Source organism: Streptosporangium sp. NPDC002721 (assembly GCF_042888905.1).
Classification (GTDB): domain Bacteria; phylum Actinomycetota; class Actinomycetes; order Streptosporangiales; family Streptosporangiaceae; genus Streptosporangium.
This window is the reverse complement of sequence record NZ_JBIAQI010000002.1, coordinates 199,589-224,731: the sequence shown is the minus strand read 5'-3', so window position 1 is coordinate 224,731 and position 25,143 is coordinate 199,589. Positions and strand designations below refer to the sequence as shown.

25 protein-coding genes are annotated in these 25,143 nt (G+C 72.3%); 14 read left to right on the top strand and 11 right to left on the bottom strand.

The window, feature by feature from the left end:
* Positions 1–130 precede the first annotated feature (130 nt).
* Both ACFYWM_RS03210 and ACFYWM_RS03205 read left to right on the top strand, forming a co-directional pair.
* On the top strand, positions 131–1,462 hold the full coding sequence (locus tag ACFYWM_RS03210) for a sensor histidine kinase (protein ID WP_389907888.1): 1,332 nt from the start codon (positions 131–133) through the stop codon (positions 1,460–1,462).
* Positions 1,463–1,500: 38 nt separating this feature from the next.
* On the top strand, positions 1,501–2,157 hold the full coding sequence (locus ACFYWM_RS03205; protein WP_389907886.1) for a response regulator: 657 nt from the start codon (positions 1,501–1,503) through the stop codon (positions 2,155–2,157).
* A gap of 16 nt (positions 2,158–2,173) precedes the next feature.
* Here the strand turns inward: ACFYWM_RS03205 and ACFYWM_RS03200 are convergent, their stop codons facing one another.
* A complete protein-coding gene (locus tag ACFYWM_RS03200) occupies positions 2,174–2,701 on the bottom strand; it encodes a GNAT family N-acetyltransferase (protein WP_389907884.1) in 528 nt (175 codons plus the stop codon).
* Between the two features lie 229 nt (positions 2,702–2,930).
* Between ACFYWM_RS03200 and ACFYWM_RS03195 the strand changes: the two genes are divergently transcribed.
* The 4 genes from ACFYWM_RS03195 (at position 2,931) to ACFYWM_RS03180 (ending at position 6,182) form a co-directional block, all read left to right on the top strand.
* Complete coding sequence (locus ACFYWM_RS03195) at positions 2,931–3,224, top strand: hypothetical protein (protein ID WP_389907882.1); 294 nt, start codon at positions 2,931–2,933, stop codon at positions 3,222–3,224.
* A 149-nt stretch (positions 3,225–3,373) separates the two neighbouring features.
* Positions 3,374–4,144 carry an alpha/beta hydrolase gene (locus ACFYWM_RS03190; RefSeq protein ID WP_389907880.1) on the top strand — a complete coding sequence of 257 codons (771 nt, stop codon included), beginning with the start codon at positions 3,374–3,376 and terminating at the stop codon, positions 4,142–4,144.
* A complete protein-coding gene (locus tag ACFYWM_RS03185) occupies positions 4,137–5,468 on the top strand; it encodes an acyltransferase (RefSeq protein WP_389907878.1) in 1,332 nt (443 codons plus the stop codon). Before ACFYWM_RS03190 ends, ACFYWM_RS03185 begins: the two co-directional genes overlap by 8 nt.
* 60 nt (positions 5,469–5,528) lie before the next feature.
* A complete protein-coding gene (locus ACFYWM_RS03180) occupies positions 5,529–6,182 on the top strand; it encodes a heme oxygenase (biliverdin-producing) (RefSeq protein ID WP_389907876.1) in 654 nt (217 codons plus the stop codon).
* A 120-nt stretch (positions 6,183–6,302) separates the two neighbouring features.
* Here the strand turns inward: ACFYWM_RS03180 and ACFYWM_RS03175 are convergent, their stop codons facing one another.
* Positions 6,303–6,674, bottom strand: a complete 372-nt coding sequence (locus tag ACFYWM_RS03175) for a DoxX family protein (RefSeq protein WP_389907874.1) — start codon at positions 6,672–6,674, stop codon at positions 6,303–6,305.
* Positions 6,675–6,768: 94 nt separating this feature from the next.
* Between ACFYWM_RS03175 and ACFYWM_RS03170 the strand changes: the two genes are divergently transcribed.
* The 3 genes from ACFYWM_RS03170 to ACFYWM_RS03160 all read left to right on the top strand — a co-directional run bounded on the left by ACFYWM_RS03170 (position 6,769) and on the right by ACFYWM_RS03160 (position 9,343).
* A complete protein-coding gene (locus ACFYWM_RS03170; RefSeq protein WP_389907872.1) occupies positions 6,769–7,425 on the top strand; it encodes a TetR/AcrR family transcriptional regulator in 657 nt (218 codons plus the stop codon).
* Between the two features lie 137 nt (positions 7,426–7,562).
* On the top strand, positions 7,563–8,177 hold the full coding sequence (locus tag ACFYWM_RS03165) for a TetR/AcrR family transcriptional regulator (RefSeq protein WP_389907870.1): 615 nt from the start codon (positions 7,563–7,565) through the stop codon (positions 8,175–8,177).
* Positions 8,178–8,392: 215 nt separating this feature from the next.
* Entirely contained in the window at positions 8,393–9,343 is a 951-nt protein-coding gene (locus ACFYWM_RS03160) for a class I SAM-dependent methyltransferase (RefSeq protein WP_389907868.1), read from the top strand.
* Positions 9,344–9,382: 39 nt separating this feature from the next.
* Here ACFYWM_RS03160 and ACFYWM_RS03155 read toward each other — a convergent pair whose 3' ends face one another.
* From ACFYWM_RS03155 to ACFYWM_RS03135, 5 genes are all read right to left on the bottom strand, one after another.
* Positions 9,383–10,222 carry an STM4011 family radical SAM protein gene (locus ACFYWM_RS03155; RefSeq protein WP_389908262.1) on the bottom strand — a complete coding sequence of 280 codons (840 nt, stop codon included), beginning with the start codon at positions 10,220–10,222 and terminating at the stop codon, positions 9,383–9,385.
* A 104-nt stretch (positions 10,223–10,326) separates the two neighbouring features.
* Entirely contained in the window at positions 10,327–11,724 is a 1,398-nt protein-coding gene (locus ACFYWM_RS03150) for an STM4012 family radical SAM protein (RefSeq protein WP_389907866.1), read from the bottom strand.
* Positions 11,715–12,521, bottom strand: coding sequence for an STM4013/SEN3800 family hydrolase (locus ACFYWM_RS03145; RefSeq protein ID WP_389907864.1), 807 nt, complete (start codon positions 12,519–12,521; stop codon positions 11,715–11,717). The genes ACFYWM_RS03150 and ACFYWM_RS03145 overlap by 10 nt, the downstream gene beginning before the upstream one ends.
* 1 nt (position 12,522) lies before the next feature.
* Positions 12,523–13,662, bottom strand: a complete 1,140-nt coding sequence (locus ACFYWM_RS03140) for an STM4014 family protein (RefSeq protein ID WP_389908260.1) — start codon at positions 13,660–13,662, stop codon at positions 12,523–12,525.
* 215 nt (positions 13,663–13,877) lie between these two features.
* Positions 13,878–14,834, bottom strand: coding sequence for an STM4015 family protein (locus ACFYWM_RS03135; RefSeq protein WP_389907862.1), 957 nt, complete (start codon positions 14,832–14,834; stop codon positions 13,878–13,880).
* 230 nt (positions 14,835–15,064) lie between these two features.
* Between ACFYWM_RS03135 and ACFYWM_RS03130 the strand changes: the two genes are divergently transcribed.
* Complete coding sequence (locus ACFYWM_RS03130) at positions 15,065–16,492, top strand: MFS transporter (RefSeq protein WP_389907860.1); 1,428 nt, start codon at positions 15,065–15,067, stop codon at positions 16,490–16,492.
* 12 nt (positions 16,493–16,504) lie between these two features.
* Here the strand turns inward: ACFYWM_RS03130 and ACFYWM_RS03125 are convergent, their stop codons facing one another.
* Entirely contained in the window at positions 16,505–17,734 is a 1,230-nt protein-coding gene (locus ACFYWM_RS03125; RefSeq protein ID WP_389907858.1) for a cytochrome P450, read from the bottom strand.
* A gap of 95 nt (positions 17,735–17,829) precedes the next feature.
* Here ACFYWM_RS03125 and ACFYWM_RS03120 point away from each other — a divergent pair, with 95 nt between their 5' ends.
* Positions 17,830–19,242 carry an FG-GAP repeat protein gene (locus ACFYWM_RS03120; protein ID WP_389907856.1) on the top strand — a complete coding sequence of 471 codons (1,413 nt, stop codon included), beginning with the start codon at positions 17,830–17,832 and terminating at the stop codon, positions 19,240–19,242.
* Between the two features lie 109 nt (positions 19,243–19,351).
* Positions 19,352–20,566 (top strand): ROK family protein, encoded by a 1,215-nt coding sequence (locus tag ACFYWM_RS03115; protein WP_389907854.1) that lies wholly within the window; start codon positions 19,352–19,354, stop codon positions 20,564–20,566.
* A 148-nt stretch (positions 20,567–20,714) separates the two neighbouring features.
* On the opposite strand, the gene ACFYWM_RS03110 is transcribed toward ACFYWM_RS03115, so the two are convergent.
* The 3 genes from ACFYWM_RS03110 to ACFYWM_RS03100 all read right to left on the bottom strand — a co-directional run bounded on the left by ACFYWM_RS03110 (position 20,715) and on the right by ACFYWM_RS03100 (position 23,954).
* Positions 20,715–21,131 (bottom strand): hypothetical protein, encoded by a 417-nt coding sequence (locus ACFYWM_RS03110; RefSeq protein WP_389907852.1) that lies wholly within the window; start codon positions 21,129–21,131, stop codon positions 20,715–20,717.
* Between the two features lie 232 nt (positions 21,132–21,363).
* Positions 21,364–22,935, bottom strand: coding sequence for an alkaline phosphatase D family protein (locus ACFYWM_RS03105; RefSeq protein WP_389907850.1), 1,572 nt, complete (start codon positions 22,933–22,935; stop codon positions 21,364–21,366).
* Between the two features lie 185 nt (positions 22,936–23,120).
* A complete protein-coding gene (locus ACFYWM_RS03100; protein WP_389907848.1) occupies positions 23,121–23,954 on the bottom strand; it encodes a hypothetical protein in 834 nt (277 codons plus the stop codon).
* Positions 23,955–24,202: 248 nt separating this feature from the next.
* Here ACFYWM_RS03100 and arfB point away from each other — a divergent pair, with 248 nt between their 5' ends.
* Both arfB and ACFYWM_RS03090 read left to right on the top strand, forming a co-directional pair.
* Positions 24,203–24,625, top strand: coding sequence for an alternative ribosome rescue aminoacyl-tRNA hydrolase ArfB (gene arfB, locus ACFYWM_RS03095; protein ID WP_389907846.1), 423 nt, complete (start codon positions 24,203–24,205; stop codon positions 24,623–24,625).
* Positions 24,626–24,693: 68 nt separating this feature from the next.
* Positions 24,694–25,137: an NUDIX domain-containing protein gene (locus ACFYWM_RS03090; RefSeq protein WP_389907844.1), complete on the top strand. Its 444-nt coding sequence runs from the start codon at positions 24,694–24,696 to the stop codon at positions 25,135–25,137.
* The last annotated feature ends 6 nt before the right edge of the window (positions 25,138–25,143 follow it).

Below are 25,143 nucleotides of genomic sequence, written 5' to 3'. Positions count from 1 at the left end.
TTTTCGTCACTCACAGGCACGCCGCGGCACTTCTGGAGCGTCCGGGTGCCCGGGTGGCTCCTTCGGGCGATGCCGGGATGTCACCCCGGGGTGGGACGCGGAGGAGATCCGCGCTGCCTAGGCTGTTCCGGTGACCCCCAGCCCCGCGCGGCGGTTCCTCACACGGCGCGCGCCGCGGGCGTGGGAGACCGCCGTACGCCTCGCCCGCCCGCTCACCGAGGCGCTGGTGACCGGGACGCCCGACCCGGCCCGACCCCGATCCCGCCGCCTCACCCGCCGCGTGCCGCGCGCCCTGGGGCTGCTGCCCTTCCAGAGGATCGACCTGGTCCTGCTGGCCGACCTGGCGCTGACCGCCGTCCTGTTCGGCGGCGGCCTGTCCTACCTGCAGACCGAGGCGGCCGCGGCTCGCTCCCCCCTCGACCAGGAGGGGCTCATGTTCGCGGCCCTCGCCTTCTCGCTGCCGCTCGCGCTGCGCGGCCGGTGGCCGCTGGCCGCCTGGCGGTCGGCCTTCCTGCTCGTTCCCCTGGGAACGGTCGTCTCGCGGCAGTTCCTCCACGAGGTCCCCTACACCGCGGCCGCCTCGGTCACGTACACACTCGTGGTCTACGCGGTCGCGGTCCGCTGCGAGCGGCACATCACCGTGGGCGTGTGGATCTTCTCGGTCCTCGGCGCCTGGATACTCCACCCCAACTCGATGGCCCTTGTCACCGGCGTGGTCACGGCGACCGTCCTGTTCGGCCACAACGTGCGCGCCCGGCGGCTCGCCGCCGGGCTGCTGGCCCAGGAGGAACGGCGCAGCGAGCGGGCCCTGGCCGCCCAGGCCGCGCTGGAGGAACGGGCCAGGATCGCCAGGGAGCTCCACGACGTCGTCGCCCACCACATGTCGGTGATCGCGATCCAGGCCGAGGCCGTCCCGATGCAGGCGGCCGGGGACGCGCGGCGACTGGAGGAGGGGCTGAGGGAGATCCGCACGCTGTCCCTCGCGGCCATGACCGAGATGCGCCGTGTGCTGGGCGTCCTGCGGGAGGGGGACGGGGACACCGACACCGCCCCGCAGCCGGGTCTCGGCCGCCTGGAGGAGCTCGTCGACACCGCGCGCTCCGCCGGGCTCGACGTGACGCTCAAACTCCTCGGCGACCTGGCCGGGCTCCCCACGGCGGTGAGCCTGTCCGCCTACCGGATCGCCCAGGAGTCGCTCAGCAACGCCATGCGGCACGCCCCCGGTTCGTCCGTCTCGTTGAAGATCGCCCGGTACGGCGCCGAGCTGCACGTCCAGGTGACGAACGGCGCCGGGGCCCGCTCCGCCACGTCTCCCCGGTCCCCCGAGGGACCCGGGCACATGGGACACGGCCTGATCGGGATGCGGGAACGGGTGTCCATGCTCGGCGGGAGGCTCTGGGTCGGTCCGACCGGGACGGGCTTCGCGGTCACCGCCATACTTCCGATCACCGAGGACGCATGACCCCCGCCCCCCAGGGCTCCCCTGCTCAAGGAGATTCGATGACGATCCGGGTGCTCATCGCCGACGACCAGGGCATGGTACGGACCGGTTTCACCGTCTTCCTGAGCTCGCAGCCCGACATCGAGGTCGTCGGCGAGGCCGCCAACGGCGCCGAGGCCGTTACGCGGGTGGCCGAGCTGCGGCCCGACGTCGTGCTGATGGACGTGCGCATGCCGGTCATGAACGGCCTCGTGGCGACACGGGAGATCATGCGGTCCGCCGGCCCCGCGCCGAGAATCCTGATCCTGACGACGTTCGACCTCGACGACTACGTGTACGAGGCGCTGCGGGCCGGGGCGAGCGGGTTCCTGCTCAAGGACGCCTCCGCGCAGCAGCTCGCCGAGGCGGTCCGGGTGGTGGCGGCCGGGGAGGCACTGCTGGCGCCCTCGGTGACCAGACGGCTGATCGCGGAGTTCGCCCGCATCGGCCCGAGCCGCCCGCGCGGGCGGCTGGACGACATCACCGAGCGGGAGACCGAGGTGCTCGCCCTCATCGCGCGCGGCAGGTCCAACCAGGAGATCGCCGGGGAACTCGTCCTGTCGGAGCAGACCGTCAAGACCCACGTGAGCCGTATCCTCGCGAAGCTGAACCTGCGCGACCGCGCCCAGGCGATCGTCCACGCCTACGAGACGGGCCTGGTCCGGCCGGGCGAGTGAACGGGACCGCTCGTCGCTATGGCCGTCCGAGCCGGTACAGGACGTGGGAGCGCACCAGGTGGCCTCGGGGCACCGCCGGGTGGTCGAAGTCGTCGGCCGGGTCGCGGGTCATGCCCAGCCGTTCCATCACCGCGCGCGAGCGGGTGTTGAGCCGGGTCGTCATGGAGACGATCTCGTCCACCCCGGCCACCGCGAAGCCCTCGGCGACGGCCCGCCTGGCCGCCTCTATGGCGTACCCGTGCCCCCAGGCGTGCCTGGCCAGCCGCCAGCCGACCTCCAGGGCGGGGGTGAAGGGCGCGTCGAAGCGCTGCCACATCAGGCCGGTGAAGCCGACGAACCGGCCCGTCTCCCTGACCTCCAGCGCCCAGAGGCCGTAGCCCTGCTCGTCGAAGGCCCGCTCGATCTTGTCGACCATCGTGTCGCTCTGCGGCCTGGTCAGCGGGGCCGGGAAGTGCTCCATCACCTCGGGGTCGGCGTTCAGGGCCGCGAACGGCTCCCGGTCGTCATCCCGCCATCTGCGCATGACCAACCGTTCCGTCTCCATGGGGCGGAGTTTATCGCCGGGCCCGTCCACGGCGGTGTGCCGGGCGTGGGCGGAGCATGAGACCCCCGCCGTCCGGGTCCCGGTGAGGTGCCCTCATCGGGACCCGCGACAACGCTCGCGAGACGACGTCCCATAGAGCCGCAATATGGGGAACCAGTATCTCCCCAAGCCCGATGGCCGGTGCTCATCTGAAGGTGTTCTCCTTCCCGGACGTGAGGAGTCACCCACGATGAGGATCCGCCGATCACATTCCGCCGTACTCGCCCTGGCGCTGGGCGCCGGTGTCCTGGCCGGTGCCGCGCCCGCCCTCGCCGCCACCCAGACCGGCGCGGCCGTGGCCGTGGCGAGCTGGCCGACACGGGACTGGTACCTGCAGGGCCCCTACCAGACCCTGTCCGAATGCGACGTCGCATTCCAGGACGCCGCGCAGAACGGTCAGTACACCGGGGTCCTCTACTGCCACTGGTTCCGCGGGGGTGGCCCCTATCCGGCGGGCTTCTACTACGAGGTGTACATCCCCTGAGCCTCACCGGGATCGGCCCGCGGGCGTTCCCAGGTCACCTCCCTCGCGCCCGGGAGGGACGGGGAAGGTGACCTCCTCGGGGGGACGCGGGTGACGGGCCGTGATTCCTAGCGTTCTGTTCGGTTCACCAGACCGGACAGGAGGCTCGCATGATCCCTCGTACGCTCGCCGGGGCTCGCGTGGTCCGCCGTGCGCTCGCCGTGGCCGTCGCCGCGGCGCTCGCCTACGTGACGGTCCCGCCACCCGCCGGCGACCGGGTGGTGCGGGTCTACGGGGACCTCGGCGCGGCGGAGCACGTCGCGGTCGTCGTCCCCGGCTCCGACACCACGGCCGCCACCTTCGACGGCGGCAGGGCCAAGCCGTACAGCACGCCGGGGGGCGGGGCGCGGGCGCTGCTGGCCGAGGCTCGGGCGCTGGATCCGGGGGCGAGGCTGGCGGTGGTCGCCTGGCTCGGCTACGACAGCCCGGCGACGCTCAGCCTCGGGGTGCTGACCGGCGGGGCCGCGGAAAGGGGCGCCTCGGACCTGCGGCGGTACGTCACCGGGACGCTCGTGGGGAAACGGGTCAGCCTGCTGTGCCACAGCTACGGCTCGGTGGTGTGCGCCGGGGCCGTGCCCGGTTCCGGGGTCGCGGACACGGCCGTCTTCGGCAGCCCGGGGCTGGGCGTCTCGTCGGCCGCCGAGCTGGGCGGAACCCGGTTGTGGGCGGGCAGCGGCGCCCGCGACTGGATGCGTGAGGTGCCCAAGCTCAGGATCGGGCCGCTCGGGTTCGGTCCCGATCCCGCCGCCCCCGCCTTCGGAGCCCGCCTGTTCGGTACCGGTTCCGCCGGGCACAGCGACTACTTCGCACCCGGCGGCGAGTCCCTGCGCAACCTGACCCTGATCGCGCTCGGCCGGGGCGGCGAGGTGTCCCGTGGTTAGTCCCATGGCCGGTCCCAGGGCCGGTCTCGTGGCCGGGATCGAGGCGGCCACCCCCGGGAACAGGGACCGCGGGGCGGACGCGCTGCGGGCCCTGGCGATCGCGGGCGTGGTGCTGGGGCACTGGCTGGTGACGGCCTGGGACCCGGCCACGGCCGGGGTGATCCACCTGTCCAGCCCCCTCGCCCACCTGCCCGGGCTCACGCCGCTGTCGTGGGTGTTCCAGACGCTGGCGGTGTTCTTCCTGGTCGGCGGCTACGCGGCGGCGCGCGGCCTCCGGCCGGCGGCGGGCGCTTCGAAGGCCCGCGCCTCCTCGAAGACCGGCGAACCCTCAAAAACTCACGAACCCTCAGAAACCCGCGAACCGAAGACCCGCGAGGCGGGTTTCACGGTTCCTTCCGCTCCGTCGCGCGGTACGGACCTCGCGGCGGCGCCCGGTTCGCGTCGTCCTCGCCGGGAGACCGGGGACGGCGCGGACCGGGCCGGGATCTGGGTGCGGGCCAGGATGGGGAGGCTGCTGGGACCGGTGGTGCCGCTGCTCCTGGTCTGGGCGGGGATCGCGGCGGGGATGGCGCTGCGCGGGACCTCGGCGGGAACGATCAGGGTGATGACGCTCCCGGCGATCGGGCCGCTGTGGTTCCTGGCCGTCTTCGCCGCGCTGACCGCGGCCACCCCTCTCCTCCTGCGCGCGCACCCGGTCGTCACGGCCGTCGTGGCGTTCGCGGTCGTGCTCGGGGTGGACCTGGCCAGGTTCGGGCTCGGCGCTCCCGCCTGGACGGGGTGGGCGAACCTGGCGGCCGGATGGCTGGTCCCGTACGCGCTGGGGATCGCCTGGGCGCGCGGGATGCTCGGCTCGCGCCGGGTGGCGGCGGGCCTGCTCGCCGGTGGGACGGCCGGGGCGGCGCTGCTGGTCGCCGGGTTCGGGTACCCGGCGAGCATGGTCGGCGTGACCGGGGCCCCGGTCTCCAACCTCAGCCCGCCGAGCCTGGCCGTGGTCTGCTTCGGGCTCGCCCAGGTGGGGCTGGCGCTGCTCGTACGCGCGCCGCTGGCCCGGCTGGTGCGGCGCCCCCGGCTGTGGGCGGTGGTCGCCCTGGCCAACCTGTCGGCGATGACGCTCTTCCTGTGGCACCAGAGCGCGCTCGCCGTGCTCGCCCTCGGCGCCCTGCGGTTCGGCGACGTGCCCGGCCTGCTGGCCGCGCCCGACGAGCCGGTCTGGGTGGCGCACCGGCTGGCCTGGTTCCCGGTGTTCGCGGCCGTTCTCGCGCTCGTCTGCCTTCCGGGATCGATGCGCAGGCGATTAAATGACAGGGTGTCGTCATCTGCTTGACGAGGTGGCCCGGCTTTTGTGACACTGCGTCATAAAAGGTTTCCTCGTCGCGGAGTGATCATGAGCGAATCGCCCTTCTCCGAAGTTCTCAGGAACGCCACCTGGGGTGACCACGAGTCCGCCGAGGACGAGAGCTACCTCAAGGCGCTGATGGCGGGCAGCCTCAGCCCCGAGGCCTACGGAGAGATGGTCGCCCAGCACTATTTCGCCTACGTGGCCCTGGAGAGCGCCTCCCGCTCGCTGGCCTCGGACCCCGTCGCCGCGCCGTTCGTCATCCCCGAGCTCTACCGGGAGGAGGCGCTGGTCCGCGACCTTGAGACGATCTACGGGTCCGGCTGGAGGTCCAGGATCGAGCCCTCCAGGCCGACCCTGACCCTGGTGGCCCGCATCAACCAGGTGTCCACCTGGCCGGGCGGCTACGTCGCCCACCACTACACCCGCTACATGGGCGACCTGTCCGGCGGGCAGTTCATCCGGATGGAGCTGCAGAAGATCTACGGCTATCAGCCGGGTGGCGGCGTCGACTTCTACCTCTTCGACGGGATCGGCAGCCTGCCCCGCTTCAAGAACGAGTACCGGGCCCGGCTGGACGCGCTTCCCCTGAACGAGGCCGAGAAGGGCCGGCTGATCCGCGAGACCAGGCTCGCGTACCTGCTCAACACCGAGGTCCTGGGCGAGCTCGGCCGGGTGGCCCGCTCCGAGCTCGTCGCCTGACCCCGCCTTCGGCGACGCCTTCACCGGACATGGGAACGCTCCGGTACGGGATCCCGTACCGGAGCGTTCTCGCGTTCAGCGGCCCTGAACGCCGGAGCGCGAGGAGCGCCCCGGAAAGAGTCAGAAGGAGTAGGGGCCGAAGCGGCCCCAGGCCACGAAGGCGGACAGCGCGAGAAGGACCACGTTGACCACGATCCCCGGGTACTCCTTGCGCCGGAGGTGCACGACGAGGGCGCCGATCATCGTGATCACCAGGGCCGCGGCGGCGATCGGGGTGAGGATGGGCAGGATGCCGGTGACGGCGGGCAGGATGAGCCCGATCCCGGCCAGCACCTCAAGGATTCCGATGATCTTGACCTGGCCGTCCGAGAAGTCCTCCACCCAGGGCATCTGACCCGACAGGCTCTCGCGGGGCTTGGTGGCCTTGATGAGACCGGCGAAGAAGAAGGCCCCGGCGAGCAGGATTTGCACGACCCACAGGACGATGTTCATGGTGTTCTCCGAGAGGATAAGTGAAGGCAGCCCTTCGCTTGAGGGGCCACCGTAGCACAACCGCAGGTTGGCCTTCACTTTGTAGAATCGGCTCATGGACGCGTGCAAGGGGCGGGGACTGCGCAAGGATGCCGAGATCAACCGGGAACGGATCGTGGCGGCGGCGCGGGTCGCGTTCCGTGAGGGCGGGCTCGACGTGCCCCTGGAGGAGATCGCCCGCCGGGCGGAGGTGAACATCGCCACGCTCTACCGGCGCTTCCCCGACCGCGAGGCGCTCATCGAGGCGATCCTGGCCGACCGCATGGCCGAGTTCGTCGAGGTCGCCGAGGCCGCGGAGCTCGCCGACGACCCCTGGGAGGGGTTCGCCGGGCTGGTCGAGCACGTCTGCGGCATGCAGGCCGCCGACCAGGGGGTGACCGAAGGTCTCACCTCCTGCTTCCCCGGGGTGGCGCTGGAGGCGCCGAGGGCACGGGCGCTGGAGGCGGTCGACCGGGTGATCGAGCGGGCCCGTCGCTCCGGGGCGCTGCGCGCCGACTTCACCGGCCAGGACCTGATGCTGATGATGATGGCCAACGCCGGGGTGCTCGCCTCTACGCGCTGCGCCGCCCCGAAGGCGTGGCGGCGGCTGATCGGCCTGATCCTCGACGCGTGCCGCACCGGCCGCGCCGACCGGAACGCTCCCCCGCTCCCCCCGCCGCCCAGCGCCGAGGACATGCGCAACGCGATGCTCACGGCCCGCCTTCATCGCTGACCGTCACTTCATCGCCGGCCGTCACCGGCCCCGGACACAGGCCGCCTTCATGACCGGCCGTCGCTTCCTCGCCGGCCGTCACCGGCCCCGGACACGGGCCGCCTGACGGGGTGCCGGGGCTGTGCGACCATGGGGCCATGCCCCGGATTTCGGCCGCGACCATCGGCGAGCACCGCGTCCAGACACAGGATCGCATCCTGCGCGCGGTCTCGCGTCTCTCGCGGGACCAGGGCATCGACGCCATCTCCATGACCGACGTGGCGAACGAGGCCGAGATCACCCGCACCGTCCTGTACAACTACTTCCCCGACAAGGCCGCGCTGCTGCTCGCCTTCACCGAGCGGGTGACGCACTACTTCATCGACAGCTACGAGCGGGAGCTGCCCGACCGGGCCTCGCCCGCCGAGCGGTTGCGGGTCTTCGTCAGGCTCCAGCTCGACGGGCTGCTCGCCCACCCCCACCCCGGCCCCGCCGACCTGTCGGCCGCGCTGGGCCCCGACGCCTACCAGCGCCTGGCCGACCACGTCGAGCCGATGCAGCGCATCCTGACGGGCATCATCGACAGCGGCGTGTCGTCGGGCGACTTCCAGGTCCCCGATGTGGCCGCCGCCGCCCGGATGATCCTCACCGTCATCGGCGCCGAACGGGTACCGCTGCTCGGCGGCGAGGTGACGCCCGAGGAGGCCGAGAGGATCGTCTCCGGTTTCGTGCTCCGCGGCCTGGGCTGCCGAAGCGTCCCGGACGGGATTTAAGCCCAGTCCGAATCTGAGCCCCGGACCGTATCCGCCCCGGACCAGATCCGCGTCGGACCGGATTCGAGCCGGACCGGATTCGAGCCCCGGTGGGAGAGCGGGCGCGGGCCGCCGGGTGAGCGGCGGCCGACGGCCACGTGTCGCGCGGGCACACCGTGGGCGACCATCAGGCCAACAGCCGCCCGGCCGCCGTTCCCCGCTGCTACGGTCCGGCCATGTCAGCAGTGAAGCCCGTGTCAGCGGTGAGAACAGAGATCACCCCGAAGTCGCTCGACCGGATCCCCGGCTGGTTCTGGGGCACCGACCAGCGGCTCTTCGAATGGATCCTGTCCGGGCAGGCCACCGAGGACTCCCCCGGCGACCTGCTGGAGCTGGGGACGTACCTCGGCAAGAGCGCGGTCATGATCGGGGCGCACGCGCGTCCCGGCGAGGTGTTCACGGTCTGCGACCTCTTCGAGTCCGAGGCGCCCGAGGCCGCCAACGACGCCGAGACGAGCCGGTCCTACTCCGCGCTCACCCGGGACAGGTTCGAGGAGAACTACCTGACCTTCCACGACGCGCTCCCGCGGATCGTGCACGGCCCGACCTCGATCATTCTCGACCACGTCGCGGCCGAGTCGTGCAGGTTCGTCCATGTGGACGCCTCGCACCTGTACGTCCACGTACGGCAGGACGTCCTGTCGGCCAGGAAGGTCCTGCGCCCCGACGGGATCGTCGTCTTCGACGACTACCGGAGCGTGCACACGCCCGGGGTGGCGATGGCCGTCTGGGAGGCGGTGTCGAAGCTGGGCCTGGAGCCGATATGCGTCAGCACGCAGAAGCTCTACGCGACCTGGGGGGACGCGGCCCCGATCAGGGAGCGCCTGCTGCGCTGGCTGGAGTCCCGCGAGGACCTGTGGCACACCACGGACGCGTTCGACGGCTGGGATCTCGTCCGGGTCAACCAGATCAAGAAGCCCGCGGCCCCCGCGGACGACGCCGCCACGCTGAGGAAGCTCGGTGAGGATCTCCGGCGCACCGCGGCGGAGCTGAAGAAGGCGACGGCGGAGTCACGGGCGGCGACCCAGGCCCTGAGGAAGGCCACCTCGGAGATCAGCCTGGCCGGTCCCGTGGTGCGGCGCGCCGTGCGGTGGACCCGCAGGATCACCCAGCGCAAACGCGCCTGACCTCGGCCCACCCGTCCCCAGCGAACCGGCCGCCCCTGTTCAGCCCCCGGAGAGACGGGCGGGGATCCGCTCCAGGATCCCCCCGGCGAAGACGTCGTAGAGGCCGGTCGTCTCCAGGTGCACGTAGCCGATGTGGCAGTCGCACATCGCCACCGGGCACGCCGTGGCCCTCGGGCCGAACGTGCCGTCGTAGAGGTTGCCGAGCACGGCCGGGACGAAGTGGCAGCGCCGCACGGTGCCGTCGCCGTCGACGGAGATCACGCTGTCGCCCGTACGGCAGGGCAGGCCCGCGCTCCGGTGCGGCGTCCGGCTGTGGTGGAACAGCGGGTCGATCGCCGTCCAGGCGTCCGCCTCGTCGCCGGTGTAGAGGGCGCCCTCGGCGGCGTTCACCCAGAGGTACACCTCCCCCGGCAGGTCGGCCCGCAGGCGGCGGGCCTGGCCGAGGTGCTCGGGCAGGCCGACGACGCCGACGCTGAAGCGGACCCCGCGCGCGACGAGGTCGCGGCAGCGGCCGAGGAAGCGTTCGTAGGGGACCTGGCCGGGGTGGTAGGTCACCCAGAGGGCGAGCGTGTCCAGGTCGGCCTCGGCCAGCCAGCCGGGCCGGCAGCTGAAGTTGGTCTGGATGGCGACCCGGCGCACGTGGGGCAGGTGGCTCAGCTCGACCATCGCCCGGCGGTACCAGGACCGGACGAGACCCTCGCCCCAGGGGGTGAACAGCACCGAGACCGGATGGTCACGCCCGGCCACCCACGCGGTGAACCGCTCCAGCGCCGCCCGGTCCCTCGCCAGTTGCCCCCGATCGTCGCGCCGCTTGGCGAACGGGCAGTAGGGGCAGTCGTAGTCGCAGCTCGCCAGCGGCCCCCGGTAGAGGATCGTCAGATGGCCGCGATCACGGCCGGCGGCGCGTGCCGCCCCGGCGTCCTCTCGAAGCGCGCCCGATCCGGCTGCCTCCCGGAGGTCACCGGTCCCGCCCCGCGACGCCGTCACCGGTCCTCGTACCGGGACATCAGCGCGCGGACCCTGCCGGAGAACAGCGCGGGGCCGATCGCGTCGGAGCGGGCCAGGCCCTCGGCGGTGAGCCGGAGCCGTCCGGGCCCGCCGCTCCCGCCCCCGGGCGGCGCCGGGGCGTCGCGCTCCAGCAGGCCCCGCGCGGCCAGGTGCTCCAGCTCCGCGCCGAAGTGGGCCTCGGGACCGGCCCCGAAGCGGGCGCGGTAGGCCTCGGGATCGAGGCCGTCGGCCTGGAGCAGCGACTGGATGAGGTGGCGGCGGCGCCGGTCGTCGTCGTCCAGCCGGAACCCCACGTTGGCGACCGCGAACTCCTCGGGGGCCAGGCGCACGTAGTCGTCGATGATCGCGCGCACCTGACCGGCGCCGACCGCGTACTCGTAGGAGTAGTGCAGGCCGGAGGTGTAGGAGCGGGCACCGCAGCCGAGGCCGACCATGCCGTCGCTCTGGCAGGTGTACTCGGCCGGGCTCTCGCGCCCGGGGAGCCGGAACATCCGCATCGAGACCTGGTCGTACCCGGCGGCGAGCAGGTGCTCGCGGCCCTGACGGTAGAGGGTGAGGCGGTGGTCGTCCCAGTCGCGGGCGCGGCGCCCGAGGCCGGTGAGCGGGCGGACGTACAGGGGGTAGAGGTAGATCTCCTCGGGCTTCCAGGCGAGCGCGGCGTCCAGCGAGTGGCGCCAGGACGCCTCCGTCTGCCCGTCGATGCCGTAGATCAGGTCGATGTTGAGCGCCTCGAACCCCGCCTCGCGGATCCGGCCGAGCGCCGTCTCGACCTCCCGCCGCCGCTGCGGCCTGACCGCCGCGCGGGCCTCGGCGTCGACGAAGCTCTGCACGCCGATCGAGACGCGGGTCGCGCCCCGCTCGGCGAGGACGGCGAGCCGGTCGGCCGTCGCGGTCGCCGGGGAGGTCTCCACCGACATCGGGACGGCCCGCAGGTCGGCGCCCGTGATCCGCTCGGTGAGGTCGAACATCCGGGTGAGCTCGGCGGCGCTCAGGTAGGTCGGCGTGCCGCCGCCGACGGCCGCGGCCGCGAACCGGGGATCGCCCAGGGCCTCCCGTACGGCCCCCGCCTGGCGTTCCAGCGCGTCGAGATAGGCGGCGACGAGCTCCTCGGGGGCGCCGGTCCTGGTGAACAGGTTGCAGAACCCGCAGCGCATCTCGCAGAACGGGATGTGCAGGTAGAGGAAGAGGCGCTCGACGACCTCCCCCGCCCACACCTCCGCCAGCGCCGGCCGCGGGTCCAGCGGCCGGTAGGCCGTCTTGTGGGGGTACGCGTAGACGTAGCCCTGGTACGGGCTCGCCTCGGCCGGGGCATCGGCGAGAGGCCTCTCGTCCGCCACCCACGGCACCCGGCCGGAACCCGCGCTCATCGCCATTCCCCCCGCTCCATCGTGAACTCCCCGTAGGGCACGGTCCAGACGACCTCGTGACCGATCCTGTGCCCGGTATATCCGTCTTCACCGTAAGCGGTGCCGTGGTCGGAACAGACGATCGCGAATCCCGGCCGCCGCTCGCTCATCAGCGCGAACAGCCTGCCGATGTGCCGGTCGACGTACTCGAGCGCGGCGGCCTGGCTCAGGCGGCTGTCGCCGTGCTCGCGGGTGGCCCCGGGGAGGTGGAACCAGTTGGGCTGGTGCAGCGCCGAGACGTTGACGAACAGGAAGACCGGCCGGTCGGCTCCCGCCACCACCCGCTCCGCGTGGGCGATCTGCGCCTCGAACGAGGCCGGCGCGGTCACCCCGAACCCCGGCTCCCAGTGGCTCTCGGCGAACAGTCCCGGCAGCGCGGACCCCAGCGGGGTCAGCTTGTTGAAGAACCCGACTCCCCCGACGCAGACCGTGTGGTACCCCTCCTTCGCCAGCCCGGCGGGCAGGTCGGGGGCGTCGAACACCCAGGTGCCCGGGACCGTGGTCTCGCTCCCGGGGAACGCGGCGGCGAACGGGCGCGGGTGCGGCCCCGGCTCGGCGGGCGTCGGCAGGAAACCGGCGAGGATCGCGGCGTGCGCGGCGTAGGTGAAGCTTCCCGGGCTGTGCCGGCGCTCCCAGCGCCCGCCGGGCAGCGCCCGCGCCAGGGTGGGCAGCCGCCCGGCCGCCATCAGCTCCTCCGCCACGTCGTAACGGAGGGTGTCGAGCGTCACCAGCAGCAGGTCGTGGCTGCCCACCACCTCGTTCATGTCACGCACCGGACCGCCCCCTCCCGACCTCTCGCCGGGGCGTGCCGGGGCCTGCCAGGGCGTCCCGGCTCCCTTCCGAGCCCACCGGATCCCGGCTCCTGCCTGGGCTCGTCGGGGCGTACCGGGTGAGGATCGCGCGGACCTGGGCGTCGTAGGTGTCGAGGCCCTCGGCCCCGCTGCCGGGCAGGCCCTCCAGCCGGGGGAGCAGGTCTCCGAACGCGTTGACCTCGGCCACCGCGAACTCCCGCCAGTCGACCCCGATCATCAGGTCGACCCCGACGGCCAGGCTCCCGGGGAAGCGGGCAGCCGCCCGCGCGCAGATCTCCAGGGCCCGCTCCCACCCGTGGGGGCCGAGAGCGGTGATGACCGCGCCCAGATCACCCCGTACGCCGCCCAGGTGGAGGTTGGTCATCGGCCCGCGGCCCGCGCGGACGACCGCGTGGGTGGGCGTGCCGTCCACGACGACCACCCTGAGGTCGATCGCGCGCCCGCCGACGCTCGCCTTGGGGAACCAGCGCTCGACGTGGAGGCCGTCCGGGGCGAGCAGGTCGACGATCGCCGCCACGTCGGCCTCGTCCTCGTAACACCTGAGCCGCAGGGAGTTGTGCAGCTCGCCGGAGGCCGGCTCCGCCGAGGTCACCGCCCTGACCCGGCGGCCCGACGCGTGCAGGGCGATGATCCCGGAGGCCGAGGAGCCGTGGGCCGGTTTGACGAACACCCGGCCCCAGCGGGCCTCACCCATCCGCTCGCGCAGCTCCGCGTAGCCGCCGACCGGCCCGGCGAGGGCCGGCGGCACCGGCACCCCGGCCGCCGACAGCCTGGCGTGGCACGACCGCTTGTCGAACATCACCGAGACGTCCTCGACGTCGGCGAGCAGCACGGCCCCCGGCGTCGCGGCCACGGCCCGCCGGACCCGGGCGGCCCCGGCGACGAACCCGGCGTGCCAGCGGGCGCCGCCGCCGACCCTGGACGGCTCGCCGGGCCCGCGCAGCAGCGCGTCCGCCTCGGCGTCCTCCCCGGGCGAGTCGATCCGTACGAGGGTGCCCGGCCCGAACCCGATCTCCTCGCCGCGCAGCACGGACGTCCACGGCACGACGGCGGGCTCGTCCAGCCCCCGCCGGACGCAGGCGTCGGCGAACATGGTCACCCGCCGGTCTCCCGGCGTGCCGACGACGGCGATCGTGGGCACTCGACGGCCGCCTCCAGTGCCACCGGCGGCGATCGTGGGCACTCGACGACCGCCTTCGATGTCGCCGACGGCGATCTCGGGCACTCCGCGATCACCGCCGGTGGCACCGGCGGCGATCGTGGACACCCGCCGGTCACCCGGCCCGCCACTGGCGGCGGCGATCGTGGTCACTCGGCGACCGCGACGTAGCGCCACTCGCCGTCGGCCTCCTTCTGGTCGGACACGTCGAGCTCGACGCCGGAGCCGGAGAACGCCGCCGTGAGACGTTCGAGCATGGCGTCGGTCAGGTAGTGGTGGTGCAGGTCCAGGCGCTTGAGATGGGTGAGGGGCTGCCCCGACAGCAGGGCCTCGGCGCCCGTGTCGGTGAGCACGCCCATCGACTGGGAGAGCGACCGCAGCCGGGCCACGACGGGGGCGTCGGCGACGAGGGCTGCGACCTCGTCCTGGATCTCGCTGTTCTGCAGCCCCAGGTGCCCGAGCGCGGGCAGCCGCTCGCCGGACAGGATGTTCTCCAGGTCGGCCGCGGTGGTCTCGCCGCCGTACTCGCTCGTGCCGAGCCAGGCCTCCAGGTGTTCGAGGGCGGGGAGCTCGCTCATGCCGATCCCCCTGACCACGGAGGCGGGCAGCCCTCCGGCCTCGAAGCGCAGCACCCTGAGGTGCTCGTGCCGGACCGGCCGCAGCTCCAGGCCCGTCCCGCCCCGGACCTCCAGCCGCTCCAGCAGCGGGAAGGACTCCAGCAGCGGCGTGACGTCGCTCTGCTGGATCCAGGAGATCTCGCACTCCTCCTGCGGCATCGCGGCGAAGAAGAGCGAGCGCAGGGCGGGGAAGCGCGCCGCGCTCTCCGCCAGCAGCCGGACGGGGGCCGACGCCTCCTTCTCGTAGGCGTCCTCCCAGCCTCCGATGATCAGCGCCCTGACCTGGGTGGTGTCGACGGTCTCGACGAAGCGCGCGAAGTGCTCCTCGAAGGTCTCCTTGGCGTCGTAGACGCGGACCGAGACGCGCCACGCCGCCTCACCGGCCGGGGGCATGGGGGCGCCCGGAGGGCGCAGGCTCACGATGGGCAGGCCCGCGTAGTCTCCCCGGTAGAGACCGTCGACATGGTCGTTGAACTCTGTGTGGTCCATCGGAGGCTCCCCGTCAGGCTCGACTGTGACAACGACCGTCCTACCAGAGGCGCGCGACACTTCCGGCCGTACCGCCGAGGTCGCCCCTCCCGATCCTCCGGAGCCCTGCCCAGATCCCCGGCGACCATTTCCGAAAACGCCCGCGGGATTGCCGGCGAGACCCTTCGGGGCCGCTCGCGGGGCTCTGACGCTGGTCAGGCCAGTGCGTACGGTCGGCGATGATGAACGGCATGGACAATGGGCACATCCGTTTCACCTCCGCGAAGGGGCGCTGGGTTCTCCTGACCACCGTGCTCGGTTCCGGCATGGCCATGCTGGACGGCACGGTCGTCAACGTGGCCCTGCCCGCGCTGGGCGCCGATCTCGGCGCCGACATGGCGGGGCTGCAGTGGACGGTCAACGCCTACACCCTCACCCTGGCGGGCCTGATCCTGCTCGGCGGGTCGCTCGGCGACCGCTACGGCAGGCGCAGGGTCTTCCTGATCGGCGTCGTCTGGTTCGCCGTCGCGTCGGCCCTGTGCGGCCTGGCGCCCAACGTGGAGACGCTGATCGCGGCCCGCGCCCTGCAGGGGATCGGCGGCGCGCTGCTCACCCCGGGGTCCCTCGCGATCATCCAGGCCTCCTTCGCCCGCGACGACCGGCCCAGGGCGATCGGGGCGTGGTCGGGGCTGGGCGGGGTGGCCGCGGCCGTCGGCCCGCTGCTCGGCGGGTGGCTGGTGGAGACGGCCGGATGGCGCTGGGTGTTCCTGATCAACCTGCCGATGGCGGCCCTCGTCGTGGCGGTCGCCGTACGGCACGTCCCGGAGAGCAGGAATCCCTCGGCGGGCGGCCGGTTCGACGTCCTGGGCGCGGTGCTCGCGGCGCTGGCGCTGGCCGGGATCACCTACGGCCTGATCGACCTGGAGATCGTCCCGGTCGCGGCGGGCGTGCTGCTGGGCGCGGCGTTCGTCTGGCTGGAGATCAGGCGCTCGCCCGGCGCGCTCGTGCCGGTCGAGGTCTTCGCGTCGAGGGTGTTCACCGCGGTCAACGTCGTCACCTTCGTCATGTACGCCGCGATGGGCGTGGTGTTCTTCCTCCTGGTCGTCCAACTTCAGGTGTCGGCGGGCTTCTCCCCGCTGCTGGCCGGGACCTCGATGATCCCGGTGACGGTCCTGATGCTGCTGCTGTCGTCGCGGGCGGGCGAGCTGGCCAGGCGCCTCGGGCCCCGGCTGCCGATGACGGCCGGGATCCTGGTCTGCGCCGGGGCCCTGCTGCTGATGTCGCGGATCGGCCCCGGCTCGTCGTACGTGGTGGACGTGCTGCTCCCGGCGACCCTGTTCGGGCTGGGCCTGTCGGCGGCGGTCGCGCCGCTCACCGCGACGGTGCTGGCCACCGCCGCCGAGCGGCACGCGGGGGTGGCCAGCGGGGTCAACAACGCCGTCGCCAGGACCGGCGGGCTGCTCGCGGTGGCCGCGATCCCCCCGCTGGCCGGGCTGACCGGCGACGCCTTCGACTCCCCCGAGATCTTCACCGCCGGGTTCCACACGACGATGCTGATCAGCGCGGCGATGCTGGCCGGCGCGGCGCTGATCACCTTCCTCACCATCCGGGAGAACGTCCTGATTCCGACGGAGCCGAAGGTGGGCTGCCCGGTGACGGCCCCCCAGCCGGGCAAGTGACCTTCGGGGACGTCAGAAGGTGAACGCCTGGCTGCGGACGCTGTTGTCGAAGTTGGACACCAGCAGCTCGGGCTCGCCGACCGAGCGGATCTCCGGCAGCCGGGTGAACAGCGCGCGGAACATCGCCTTGATCTCCTGCCTGGCGAGGTTGGCGCCCAGGCAGAAGTGCGGCCCGGGGCCGCCGAAGCCCACGTGGGGCTTGGTGTCGCGAGTGATGTCGAACCGGTCGGCGTCGGGGAAGACCGTCTCGTCGCGGTTGGCCGAACCGTAGAAGAGCACGACCTTGTCGCCCGCCTTCAGGTGCAGGCCGCGCAGGTCGTAATCCTCGGTGACGGTTCGGCGGAACTGCATGATGGGCGAGACATAGCGGACCATCTCCTCGATCGCGCCGCCGATGTGGGCGTCGAAGTCGTCGGCGAGCAGGCGCCGCTGCTCGGGGTTGTCGGTCAGCAGCTTGATGCCGTGCGCCATGGTGTTGCGGGCCGTCTCGTTGCCCGCCACGAGCAGCAGCGTGAAGAACGACCCCAGCTCGCGGTCGGTCAGCCTCTCGCCGTCGACGTTGGCGGTGACGAGCGCCGAGACGAGGTCGTTGCGCGGCGCCTGCGCGCGCTCCTTGCCCAGGTTGATCACCAGGCGCTGCAGGGCGAGCAGCGCGAGCGTGTTCTGGGCGGCCATCCTGACGGTGTGCGCCAGGCTGGGCCGTACGCCGGAGTAGGCGGTGGAGATGTCGACGTGCTGGTGGACCTTGGCCCGCACGTCGTCGGGGACGCCCATCATGTCGCAGATGACGTGGATGGGCAGCTTGGCGGCCACCTGGCCGACGAAGTCGCCGGGCCCCGAGGCGGTCACGTCGTCGACGATCCGCGCGCACGCGGCGTCGATGTCGCCCTGCAGGCCGCCCAGCATCTTCGGGCTGAACGCGCGGGAGACGATACGGCGGAGCCTGGCGTGCCGGGGGTCGTCCATGTTGACCATGGACTCGCCGAAGACGTGCTTGACCCAGCCGGGCGGCTCGGGGCTGGTCACGCCGGGCTCGCTGGAGAACACCTTGGCGTTGCGGCTCGCCTCCACCACGTCGGCGTGCCGGACCAGCGCGTAGAAACCCTTGCCCGAGCGGAGCAGCGGGACCCGCTTCTCCTCGAAGAACACCGGCTTGTCGAGATCCCGAAGCCGCGCGAACGCCTCATGCCGCTCCTTGAGCGGCCGCCGCCAGAACCCCAGGTCGGCCAGGTCGATTTCCATGCCGTCAATCCTGGCATGTTCTTTACGCGTACCGGCCACATGGATTTCATGTCCCGGTGGGCCGCGTGTCCGAATCACCGGAAACCATCCCAGGTATGAGAGCCGCGCTCCTCGCCTCCGCAGTCCTCGCCTCCCTGCTGGTCCCCGCCTCCCCCGCCGTGGCGTCGGCCGCCTGCTCGGGCGTGCCCTCCGACTTCGACGGCGACGGGCGGGCCGATCTCGCGGTCGCCGCGCCCTACACCCGCGTCGGCGGCCACGCCCGCGCGGGGTCGGTCACCGTGCTGTACGGCATGCGCACCGCGGGGAAGCTGACCCAGGACGACCCCGGGGTGCCCGGCGAGGCCGAGACCGGGGACTCGTTCGGCTCGGCGCTGGCGACCGGCGACTTCGACGGCGACCGCTGCGCCGACCTGGCCGTGGGCGTCTCCGAGGAGGACCGCTCCCGGCCGGGAGAGGACGGCGACGGCGCCGTGCAGCTGTTCCACGGCTCCCCCGACGGCCTGCGGCCCGGCAAGGTGATCGACGCCGGGGATATGGGCCGCAAGCGTGGTCCGAGCCGGTTCGGCGCCGCGCTCGCGGCCGGGGACCTGGACGGCGACGGAGACGACGAGCTGGTGATCGGCGCCCCCGGGCTGGGCGGCGGCGCGGTCGGGGTGTACGGGCTCAAGGGGCGCAAGCCGTACATGATCACGCAGGAGACCGGCTGGGTGGGGCAGCGCGAGCGGGAGACCGACCAGTTCGGCGCGGTGCTCGCCACCGGGGACTTCGACGGGAACGGCCGGGCCGAGATCGCGGTGGGCACGCCCGCCGACACGCTGCTGAAGAACGGCCAGGGCTCGGTCACCGTCCTCGACCTCCGGCGGCGCAGGGCGACCATGCTCACCCAGGACAGCCCCTGGATCACCGGCGTCGCCGAGGTCTGGGACTTCTTCGGCAACGCCCTGGCCGGCGGTGACTTCAACGCCGACGGCCGCGACGACCTGGCGATCGGCGTGCCGGGCGAGGGGCTGAGCGCCAACCAGCGGGCGATGGACTACGGCGACGGGACCGTGCACGTCGTCTACGGCTCCGGCTCCGGGCTGCGTACGGCGACCTCCGAGGCCTGGTCGCAGCGCTCCCTGAAGGGGGAGCCACGCTACTTCGACCGCTTCGGCGCCGCCCTCGCGGCCGGGGACCTCAACGGGGACGGAGACGACGAGCTGGCGATCGGGGTACCGGGCGAGAACGCCGTCCAGGTGCTCGCGGGAACCCGCTCCGGCGGCCTGACCAAAAACCACAACCTGCTGGTCACCGGGAAGGGCGGCGACTTCGGCGGGGCCCTGGCCGCGGTCGCGGGCCGCGGCCTGGTCGTCGCCGCCCCGGGCGACGGCAGGCTCACCCTGCTGCGCGGGAGCGTGCGCAAGGGCTCCTACCCGGGCATCCGCCCGTCGTCGGCGAGGACCCTCGACAGCGCTCCCGGCGACACCCTGTTCGGCTACGCCTTCGCGAGTCCGGCCGCCTCGCGGTAGGGGGCCGGGGTGGCCGAGTACGGGGCCGGGGTGGCCGATATGGGCCTTCACCACCGGTGGGAGGGAAATGACGGCCACTTAATTCACGCCGCTACCTAAGATGTTCATCATGTTCGACGTACAGCAGAGGACCGTTCGCGATCTCCGCCGGGGCAATCGGGCGATCGTATTGCGTGCCCTCTACTTCGGGGGACCCGCCAGCCGCCAGGAGCTCAGCGAGACCATCGGGCTCAGCGCCGCCACCGTGAGCAACGTGACGGGAGACCTGCTCACGAGCGGGATCATCGTCGAGGCCGGTCTGGCGGACTCCGACGGGGGCAGGCCCCGGGTGCTGCTGCGGGTCAACACCACCCACGGCTACGCCGTCGGCGTCGACGTCGGCGAGACGCACGTGCGCGTCGAGCTCTTCGACCTGGACATGAACCGGCAGGCCAGGGCCGAGTACGCGCTGCGCCCCACCGGGCACGACGTCGACCAGGTCGTCCGCCACATCCTCGCGGGCATCGACGTGGTCCTCGACGAGAGCGGCGTGCCCAGGGACCGGGTGCTCGGCGTGGGGGTGGGCGTCCCGGGGATCGTCGAGACGGGGCCCGACGCCCTGATCCACGCCCCGACCTTCGGGTGGGACGCGGTCCCGCTCGGCAGGCTGCTGCGGGAGGGCACCGACCTGCCGCTCTTCGTGGACAACGGCGCCAAGTCGATGGGGCAGGCCGAGCTGTGGTTCGGCGTCGGGCGCAGGGCCAGGCACGCGGTGGTGGTGCTGATCGGCTCGGGGGTCGGCGCGAGCATCATCACCGACGGGGCCACCTACCTGGGGGCCAACAGCAGCGCCGGCGAGTGGGGCCACACGAAGATCATGGTCGGCGGGCACCGGTGCCGCTGCGGCGGGGCGGGCTGCCTGGAGGCGTACGTGGGAGCCAGGGGCATCCTGGAACGTGCCGGGGTCTGGACGGAGACCGTCGACGAGCAGGCCGCGCTGGCCGCGCTGGTGGCCGGGGGCTCACCGGTGATCGACGAGACCGTCACCTACCTCGGCGTCGGGCTGGCCAACCTGATCAACCTGTTCAATCCCGAGCGGATCATCATCGGCGGCTGGGCCGGGGTGCTGCTCGGCGAGCACCTGCTGACGAGGATCAGGAAGGTCGTCGCGGACAACTGCCTGGCGCAGCCGTACAAGACGGTCTCCATCGGGCTGGGCCGCCTGGGCGTCGACTCGGTGGCGCTGGGCGCCGCCACCCTCGTGATCGAGGATCTCCTTCAGGCGACCCCGGCCCCGAAGACGAACGGTGCCTCCCCGCGCCCCCGGAACCGGGCCGGGATCTGATCCCGGGTTCCGGCTCGCGGGTTCAGGGCTCCCGGGTTCCGGCTCGCGGGTTCAGGGCTCCCGGGTTCCGGCTCGCGGGTTCAGGGCTCCCGGGTTCCGGCTCGCGGGTTCAGGGCTCCCGGCTTCGGGCTCCGAGGCGGGGCCGGGGTCAGCGGATGCGCGTGCTGGCCTTGATCTTGCGGCCGATCTCCTTGCGGAGCTTGCGGATGTCGGCGTCCGCGTCGGACGTGGCGATCACCCCGAACGAGGCGGTGGCGGTGCCCCGGCGCGAGCCGGCCCAGGCCCGGATCCGCACGGTCGTCGAGTCGCCCCTGTCGAGGGAGGTGATCCAGCACGACAGACTGCGGCCCTTGACGGAGCACTTGACGCTGCGCGGCTTGGCGATCACCCGGATCTTGCGGAAGCGTTTCGAGAAGTCCCCGACGAGCGCCACGTAGTGCTGGCCGCGGGCCTTCCTGTTGCGGACCTTCACGGAGTAGACGAGGGACCCGCCCCGTTGGACGTGCTTGGGGAAGGTGATCACGTACCCGAAGTCGGAGGGCGCCGCGGCGGGTACGGCGGACAAAGCTGAAGCGGATAAAACGGGTAAAGCGGATCCGGCGGCTGTGGCGGGGGTCGGGGAAAGGAGGGTGCCGCCCAGCGCCGCGGCGAGAGCCGCGGCGGTGAGCCTCGTGGCGAGGGGACTCATAAGCGGCATCATCCAATAAATCTTTCGGAATTCCTCTCACGTTTCAGGTCAGTGCCGCCTGTCTTGACGGCACGTCCCAGGTCAGGACCCACTGCCCTGGCGGCGGGCTTCAGGTCAGGGCCGCGTGTCCCGACGGGACGGTGAAGCGGGCGCCGGTCCTGGCGGGGGCGCCGCGCCTGCTGATGTAGTCGAGCGTGCGGAAGTCCGCGCGCAGCTCCTCCTGGGTGACCCGGCAGACGATGTAGCCGCGCCGCTGGTCGAGATAGGAGATGTGCGGATTCTCGGCGACCGTCTCGGCGATCCGGCCCTCGTCCCGGTAGCCGTCGCCGTCGCTCGCGATCGAGGAGGTGACGAGTTCCACGGCCACGCGGGGCGAGTCGGGGTCGTCGAAGTCGAGCTTGAGGTCCGCCGCGTGGTGCATGTGCGCGTCGCCGGTCAGCACGACCGGGTTGGACGCGCCCGAGTCGCGGAAACCGGTGAGCAGGCGGGTGCGCTCGGCGGCGTAGCCGTCCCAGGAGTCCATGTTGACCTCGGTCCCCGGCCCGACCTTGGAGTCGCGCTGGGCCATCAGGATCTGCTGGCCGACCAGGTTCCAGTGGGCGTCCGAGCTCGCGAGACCGTCCAGCAGCCAGCGCCGCTGGTCCTCGCCGAGCAGGGTGCGGCCGGTCGCGAGCCGGTCGTCGCAGCCGGACCGAAGCCCGTCCTCGCACGCCTGGTCGTCGCGGAACTGCCGGGTGTCGAGCAGGTGGAAACGGGCCAGCGGCCCCCAGTCGACCCGGCGGTGGACCCGCATCGCCGCCCCTCCGGGCACGCTCGTCCTGCGCAGCGGCATGTTCTCGTAGTACGCCTGGAAGGCGTTGGCCCTGCGCCGGGCGAACGCGGGGGCGCCGGAGCTGGAGACGTCCCCCGCCCAGTTGTTCTCGATCTCGTGGTCGTCGAAGGCCACCAGCCACGGCGCGACCGCGTGCGCCGCCTGCAGGTCGGGGTCGCTCTTGTACTGCGCGTGGCGCATCCGGTAGTCGGCCAGCGTGGCGCACTTGCCCCAGGTGTGCTGCCGGACGCTCCCGCCCAGCGCCGTGTACCCCTGGGGGCCGTACTCGTACATGTAGTCGCCCAGGTGCACGACCAGCTCCGGGTCCTGCTCGGCCAGCCTGCGGTACGCCGTGTAGAAGCCGTGCTCGTAGTGGGCGCAGGCGGCGACGGCGAAGGTCAGCGCGGACGACGCGGACATGGAGGACACGGCGGACGGGGCCGTACGCGTGCGGCCGGTCGGCGACAGGTGGCCCTCGGCGCGGAAGCGGTAGAAGTACTCCCGGCCGGGCTCCAGGCCGTCGACCTCGACGTGGACGCTGTGCGCCCGCTTCCAGCGCGCGCTCCCGGTGCCCTTGCGGACCACCTTGGAGAACCGCTCGTCGGTGGCGAGCTGCCATTCGACGTCCACGTCCCTCACCGGCATGCCACCCCGGCCGTTCAGGCCGAGCGGGTCGAGGGCGAGCCTGGTCCACAGCACGACGCCGTCCCGCGACGGGTCGCCGGAGGCGATGCCGAGGGTGAACGGGTCGCGGGCGAGGGCCCGGGAGGGCATCCGGGACGGGCCGAGCCCCGCCCCGGTCAGCAACAGGCCGCTCGTACCCGCGGCGGCGACGGAAAGGAACACTCTGCGTGACGGCTTCTGCTCCACGTCATCAGTGCACCCGTTCCAGCTTTCCCCGTTGTGACCTGCGAATCAAGGCGAGGTGAACAGCCGCCGCACAGACGAGTGCCTTACCCACGGTGATTGAACAACGGCCGACCTGCGGGCGACATCACGGCGAAGGGCCGGCCTCCCACCGGTAGCCGTACGGCACCGGATCGCGCGATGAGGGGTCAGGTCAGGTACGGCTTGAGGTGCGGGGTGAGAGCGCCGCAGCCCAGGTACTTCTCCACGGTGTGGAAGTCGATCCAGTCGAGGTCGACCATGGACTCCTGGTCGACCCCGGTGAAGCAGGCCCTCAGCCCCGGCGGGATCGCCGCGATGTCGTCCTTGTCGGCGATGTTGACCCACCGCTTCACCTTGCGGGGACGCTCACCCCAGCCGTTGACCGGGGCGGGCGTCAGGCGCTCGAAGATCACGTTGCGCATGCCGAGCGGGCTGCCGAGGGTGATCAGCAGGTCGACCTCCAGGTCGGGGTTGGCCCAGAGCGTCTCGTACGTCACCACACTGCCCAGCGAGTGCGCGATCACCACCTTGGGGCGGTTCCGCCTGATCACCTCGGCCACGGCCGCCCGGCACTTCGCCCGCGTCTCGCCCCCGGCGGCCATGTAGGCGGCGACCTCGGGACAGAAGAGCGCGGCGAAGTCGGCGGCGTTCACCTCCAGCCGGTCCAGCAGCCAGCTCGTCATCCGGTGCAGGGCGCCGGTCAGCCCCTCCCCCACCGCGTCGAGCTGCTTGGCCCAGGCGACGAAGACCTCCTGGGCGCCGGCGTCCATGCTCCGCACCGCGCGCGCGGAGTCGTTCTTGCTCTCGCCCAGCAGGTGGGCGTAGTAGGCGATCTCGGTGACGTAGCGCTCCTTGGCGTGCGGCCTGCCACCGGTCAGGCCCTTGTGCAGGTAGCGGTCCCACTTGTCGCGCATCGCGAGGGCGGCGCCGCCGACCGAGTTACCCGCGTCGCGGTAGTAGCGGTACTTGCCGATACCGTGCACGCCGACGATCGTGTTCATACGCCCCCGCCTCCTGCTTCGGATGCCCTGTTCTCGCGGATGTTTGACCGCATGTGCTTTCGGGCAAAGGTGTGCCCCCGGGCAACTGTGGCGGAAGGGAACCCCGCGCGACAAGGCCGAGACGACCCCGGCCGCGATTCGAAAATCATCAATTGGGATCAAACTGGGCATAAAACCATTTGATCCACACTTATGGCTCCTCGGTACGCTGGAAACCCGCACACCCCCGTGAGAAGGAAGTCATCGCCATGCCCGGTCCGCTCCAGATCAGCGGTTCGGTCTCGGTCCCCGAGGCCGAGCTCGGCTGGCGCTTCTCCCGTTCATCGGGCCCCGGCGGCCAGGGGGTCAACACCACCGACAGCCGGGTCGAGCTCAGCTTCGACCTGGCCGCCACCGAGGCGCTGGGCCCGGTGTTCAAGGCCCGCGCCCTCGAACGCCTCGATCCCCGCCTGGTGAACGGCGTGATCACCATCGCCGCCTCGGAGTTCCGCTCCCAGCTGCGCAACCGCGAGGCCGCCGAGATGCGCCTGGCCCAGATCCTGCGCGAGGCGATCGCCCCGCCGCCCAAGAAGCGCCGCCCGACCAAGCCGAGCAGGGGCGCCGTCGAGCGGCGGATCGCCGCCAAGAAGCAGCGCTCCGACCTCAAGCGCCTGCGCAGGGACCACCACTAGAGTCCGCTTCCCGCGAGGTGGCGGGTCGTGCCGTCGGAGCGGTGACACGGTGGTGACACAATGGCCCCATGTCTGCCGTACCGAGCGTCCGCGCCGTCCTCCTCGACGACGACCGGCTGGTGGTGTTCCGGCGCACGGTCCCCGGCAAGGAGCTCTACTGGTCCATCCCCGGCGGCCACGTCGAGCCCGAGGACGCCTCGCTGGAGCACACCCTGCACCGCGAGGTGATGGAGGAGCTGGGCGCCGTTGTCTCCGGTGTCACCCCGCTGACCACCCTGGAGTGCCTGCGCGACGAGGGGGTCAAGACCCAGCACGTCTACGGCTGCCGTCTGGTCTCCATGGACCCCGCGCTGCGCTGCGGCCCGGAGTTCGACGACCCGGCCCGCGGCGAGTACGAGGTGGTGCGGCTCCCTCTCGACCCGGCCGAGATCTCCGCCCTCAACATCGTCCCCCCGGAGCTCGGCGCCTACCTCGCCGGCGCCGCCACCCGGCTGCCCGCTCTGATCTCCTGAGGCCCC